Source organism: Kitasatospora sp. NPDC050543, from assembly GCF_044457565.1.
GTDB lineage: Bacteria > Actinomycetota > Actinomycetes > Streptomycetales > Streptomycetaceae > Kitasatospora.
Genome location: NZ_JBITGZ010000009.1, coordinates 229,879 through 234,648, shown reverse-complemented (window position 1 = coordinate 234,648; position 4,770 = coordinate 229,879). Strand labels below are relative to the sequence as shown.

Annotated in this window: 4 protein-coding genes; all 4 read right to left on the bottom strand. The window is 73.3% G+C overall.

Going from position 1 to position 4,770, the window contains the following annotated elements:
* Positions 1-133: 133 nt before the first annotated feature.
* The 4 genes from ACIBH3_RS14600 to ACIBH3_RS14585 all read right to left on the bottom strand — a co-directional run bounded on the left by ACIBH3_RS14600 (position 134) and on the right by ACIBH3_RS14585 (position 4,533).
* Positions 134-1,021, bottom strand: coding sequence for an alpha/beta fold hydrolase (locus ACIBH3_RS14600; protein WP_396312293.1), 888 nt, complete (start codon positions 1,019-1,021; stop codon positions 134-136).
* A 76-nt stretch (positions 1,022-1,097) separates the two neighbouring features.
* Positions 1,098-2,297 (bottom strand): glycosyltransferase family 4 protein, encoded by a 1,200-nt coding sequence (locus ACIBH3_RS14595; protein WP_396312292.1) that lies wholly within the window; start codon positions 2,295-2,297, stop codon positions 1,098-1,100.
* A gap of 3 nt (positions 2,298-2,300) precedes the next feature.
* The gene (locus tag ACIBH3_RS14590; RefSeq protein ID WP_396312291.1) at positions 2,301-3,638 is read right to left on the bottom strand and encodes a polysaccharide ABC transporter ATP-binding protein; all 1,338 of its coding nucleotides are present in this window, start codon (positions 3,636-3,638) and stop codon (positions 2,301-2,303) included.
* Positions 3,628-4,533: an ABC transporter permease gene (locus tag ACIBH3_RS14585; protein WP_396312290.1), complete on the bottom strand. Its 906-nt coding sequence runs from the start codon at positions 4,531-4,533 to the stop codon at positions 3,628-3,630. The genes ACIBH3_RS14590 and ACIBH3_RS14585 overlap by 11 nt, the downstream gene beginning before the upstream one ends.
* Between the last annotated feature and the right edge of the window lie 237 nt (positions 4,534-4,770).

The following is a 4,770-nucleotide window of genomic DNA, read 5'->3' as shown; positions in this document are numbered from 1 at the left end:
GGGGGGCCCGTGGGGGGGGGGCCGGGGGGGGGGGGGGGGGCCCGGGTGGGGGGGGGGGGGGGGGTGGGGGGGGGGGGGGGGGGGGGGCGGGGGCCCCCCCCCCCCCCACCCCCGGCGCCGCCGCGCTGCGCCGCTACTTCTGGGTGCGGGCGAGAAAGTCGTCGATCAGCGGCGCGATCTGCGGGAGCTTCTCCTCCAGCGCGAAGTGGCCGGTCTCGAAGAGGTGCAGCTCGGCGCCCGGGACGTCGCGCAGGTAGGCGCGGGCGCCCGGCTCGGGGAAGAACGCGTCGTTGACACCCCAGAGGATCAGCGTCGGCGGCTGGACGGTGCGCAGCCACTCCTGCCAGACGGGGTAGAGCGCCACGTTGGAGTGGTAGTCCAGGGCCAGCTCGACCTGGATGTCCTTGCGGCCCGGCAGGTCCAGGAAGTGCTGGTCCAGGGTCCAGCCGTCGGGGGCGACGGCCTGCGGGTCGGTGGTGCCGCCCTCGTACTGGCTCCTGGTGACGTCGAGGGTGAGGATGGCGCGGGCCCGCTCGGCCGCGCCCTCGACCCCGGGACGGTTGGCGATGAAGTCCCGGGCGAGGTCGGACAGGCCCTCCTCGTAGGCGTTGCCGTTCTGGACCACCAGAGCGGTGATCCACTCGGGGTGACGGGTGGCGAGCCGCAGGCCCACGGGGGCGCCGAAGTCGAACACGTACAGCGCGAAGCGGTCCAGGCCCAGGGCCAGGCAGAAGCCCTCGACGACGTCCGCGAGGGTGTCGAAGCGGTAGTCGAAGTCGGCCGGGGCCGGGCTGTCGCTGTGGCCGAAGCCCGGGTAGTCCGGGGCGATCAGGCGGTAGCGGGTGCCCAGCGCGTCCAGCAGCCGGCGGAACTGGTGCGAGGCGGACGGGAATCCGTGCAGCAGCAGGAGGACGGGTGCGTCGGCGGGGCCACTCTCGCGGTAGAAGATCCGCAGGCCGTCGACCTCGGCGAAGCGGTGCCTGACCTGCGGGACGGTGATCGGACCGGTCGGATCGGTCATCTGCTAACTCCCCCGTGAATGACCTTGGTTGACGCAAGGGATCATCGCAGGGAGATCACCGGCTGTCCATGCGCGGTCAGCGGCGCAGCAGCCTCAGCGCGGCGGGCTTGGTGAACTCGTACCTGGTCATCTGCTCCAGGTCGCGCAGCCAGCGGGCGGGACCGGCGGGGTGGGCCAGCACCCTGGCGTACAGCTCCTCGAAGGCCGTGGAGACGCTCTCCAGCGAGAACCGGCCGACCACCCACTCGCGGCCCCAACCACCCAGCCGGGCACGGCGTTCGGGGTCGTCCAGCAGGGCGCGGAGCTGCCCGGCGAGCTCGACGGGCGAGCCCTGGCCGGCGCCGAAGCCGTACATGCAGCGGGAGGCGTGCGGCTCCACCAGCGGCCCCGGCTCGTGGACGGCGGTGTAGCCGGCCGCGCCGTGCACGATCACCGGCTTGGCGAAGGCCAGGCCGCGCAGCGCCGAGCCGCCCATGCCGAGCACCACGTCGGCGGCCTGGTACGCGGGCCGGGGATCGGCCAACTGGCCCGGCACGAGCACGGCTTGGCGGCCGAGCGCGGCGTTGGCCCCGGCGGCCCGCGTGCGCAGCAGCTCCAGACTGGGACCCGCGCCGACGATCACCAGCCGCACCCGGGGGTCGTCCAGCTGCCGGACGGCCTCCACGGTGCGTGCGGCGCCGCGGTCCTTCTCCAGGTCGGGCACCAGCCGGGTGACGATGGCGAGCAGCAACTCATCGTCCGCGATGCCGTGTTCACGCCGGAAGGCGGCGCCGTCCGCCTGGCCCGGCGCGTCGGTGACGGTGTTGACGGGCGGTTCGATCAGCCGCACGTCACGGTGGCCGAACGCCCGACCGTCGCCCATCAGCGCGCCCAGGCCCAGCACCAGCGGCTGGTGCCTGGGCAGGCCGCGCAGCATCCGGATGCCGTAGAAGGTGGTGACCACCGGCAGCCGGCCGTAACGCCCGGGTCCGAAGTAGGAGTTGCGGGCGGCCCGGACCTCCCAGGCGTGCAGCAGCCGGCTGCCGTGCTCGGCGGCGGCCCGGTTCAGCCGGCGGCGGACCTCGGCCGCCGGGGTGTCGGGGCCGCCGGCGACGACGATCTCCAGTCCGTGGCCGGCGGCCAGCCCGACCAGCGGCGCTGGCCCGGCCACGCCCTGGGCGAAGAGCAGCGGGTCGTGCCCGCGGTCGCGCAGCGTCCGGGCGATGTCGACCGCGTTGAGCTGCGCGCCGCCCAGGGTGAGGTTGTTGAGGTGGACCAGTACCCGGACGGGTCTCAAGGGTCAGTCCTCCCAGCGGTGCGGGACGAACACCGGCGCGGCCAGCACCACGGCGCGCGGCGGGGTGTCGAGCATCGGCCCGAACACGTCGAACTGGCCGACGGAGTGCCAGCTCATCAGCGTGCCGCCGTCCGTGCGGCCGATGCTGTAGACGCCGGCCCACAGGGTGTAGCGCCCGCGCGGCAGCGGCAGCCGGGGGATCGCACAGGCGACCTCGTGGTCCTCACCGGTGAGCCGGATCTCGTGGCTGACCTGGAAGATCGGGCTGGAGGTGCCCTCGCTGACGCCGAGGTGCAGGGTCGCGTCGCCGCGGTAGTCGCCGCCGAGGGTGAGGCCGATGGTGACCGGCTCGTCGGTGGTCAGGCTCTCCCGCTGCTCGCCGCGGATCCGGTGCTTGAGCAGTTGCAACGGCTCCCCGGCGCGGGCGCCGGCCTCGGACTGCGCCTCGATGCTGTCGCGGTAGCCGGCCATCGCCTCCCTGATCCCGGCGTCCACCCGGATCGACCCCTGCTCCAGCCAGATCCCGCGTCGGCAGATGGACTCGACGGCGGGCAGGTCGTGCGAGACGAAGACGATGGTGGTGCCCTGCTCGGCGACCTCGCGCATGCGGTCCAGGCAGCGCTGCTGGAAGACCGCGTCACCGACCGCCAGCACCTCGTCCACCAGCAGCACGTGCGGCTCCAGGTAGGCCGCGACGGCGAAGCCCAGGCGCATCTGCATCCCGGAGGAGTAGAACTTCACCTGCCGGTCGATCGCGCCGCCGAGGCGGGCGAACTCCACGATGTCGTCGAAGCGGGCGGCCACCTCGCGCCGGCGCAGGCCGAGCAGCGCGCCGAAGAGGTAGATGTTCTCGCGGCCGGTCAGGTCGGGGTGGATGCCGGCCCTGATCTCGATCAGCGCGCCGATCCGGCCGGCCACGTCGATCACCCCGCCGTAGGGGTACATCACCCGGGTCAGCATCTTCAGCAGGGTGGACTTGCCGGAGCCGTTGGAGCCGATCAGGCCGACCGACTCGCCGGGCTCGATGTGCAGGGTGATGTCGCGCAGCGCCCAGCGCCAGTCCTCGCCCCTGCCGCCGCGCAGGCGGCGGCCGATCGCCTCGACCTTGTCGCGCAGCAGCATCCGCTGCTGGTCGGCCCGGAAGCGTTTCCACACCTGCTCGGTGCGGATCGTGCCGAGCGGGAGGTCGCGCGGGCCCGGCTGCCGCTGCGGCTGCGCGGCGGACGGCGCGGCGGACGGCGCGAGCGGTGGTGCGGGTAGTGCCTCCCGTGCGGGCGGGGCGACCGGGGCGGCTGGTCCGGACGGTGCGGCCGGCAGTGCCGGCGACGGCTCAGGCGACATCGGCGATCCCCGTTTCGAGCTTCTTGAAGAACAGGTACCCGCCGACCAGGAAGACCACCGAGGACAGGGCGGCGACGGCGGTCAGCGTGAGGTCGGGCGCGTCGCCGTGGAGCAGCGCCCGGCGGTAGCCCTCGATCACCGCGCCGAGCGGGTTGAAGGCGACGTAGATCTCCTGGAGCCGCTGCGGGATCTGCGCCAGCGGGTACGCGACGGGAGTGGCGAAGACCCCCATCTGGGTGATGATCGGCAGCAGGTGCCGGACGTCGCGCAGGTAGACCACCGCCACCGCGAGGATCAGCGCCACCCCGTAGGTGAAGGCGAACTGGATGCCCAGCAGCGGCAGCACCCAGAGGAAGGTGGCGGCCGGGGGCGTCCAGAACACCAGGAACATCAGGCCGAGCACGGCCGTGCCGATCAGCATGTCCACGCTGGCGACCAGCATGGTGGCCAGCGGGAACACCTCGCGCGGGCAGTACACCTTGTTGAGCAGGCTGAGGTTGTTGGCCAGGCTCAGCGCACCCTGGTTCATGGTGTTGCTGAAGAACTGCCAGACGATCAGGCCGACATAGGCGAACAGGGGGTACGGCACCTCGCCGGTGTCGATCTTCACGGCGGTGTGGAAGACCAGGGTGAAGATGGCGCACAGCGCGAGCGGGGTCAGCACCGCCCAGGCGAAGCCGAGCACGGCCTGCTTGTAGCGGGCACGCAGGTCACGCTCGGCAAGGGCGCGCACCAGCTCGCGCGCCCCCCAGAGTTCCCGGGCCACCTGCCCGGGGTACAGCCTGCGTTTGAAGACGAGCTCGGGCGGCGGCCCCTCCACGGCGGTGCGCCGCCCCGACCCGTCCGGCGGGCGGTCGTCCCGCTCGTCCACCAGCTGCGCGCGTTGTCCCCCCACGGACCCCTGCCCTCTCCGGTGCGCTGCGGCCGCACGGGGCACCGCACCACTGCCGGGTGCTGTGTCGAATCGACAAGTGGGCCCGCTGTTCGAAGAGTTCGGCCCGGTGTCCACTCTGGCACAGAGTGTGGCCGCGGGGGGTCGGTTCGGTGAAGGTGATCGACCGGGGCGAGGTCAGGGGCCGGCCGGTGGTGGCGACAGCGGCCGGCTCGCCGCGCCCGAGCCGGTGCGGGCCGG

What these genes read in the sequence shown, in the direction of transcription:
- ACIBH3_RS14600 (WP_396312293.1), bottom strand. Translation starts at nt 1,021, where the DNA reads ATGACCGATCCGACCGGTCCGATCACCGTCCCGCAGGTCAGGCACCGC.
- ACIBH3_RS14590 (WP_396312291.1), bottom strand. Translation starts at nt 3,638, where the DNA reads ATGTCGCCTGAGCCGTCGCCGGCACTGCCGGCCGCACCGTCCGGACCA.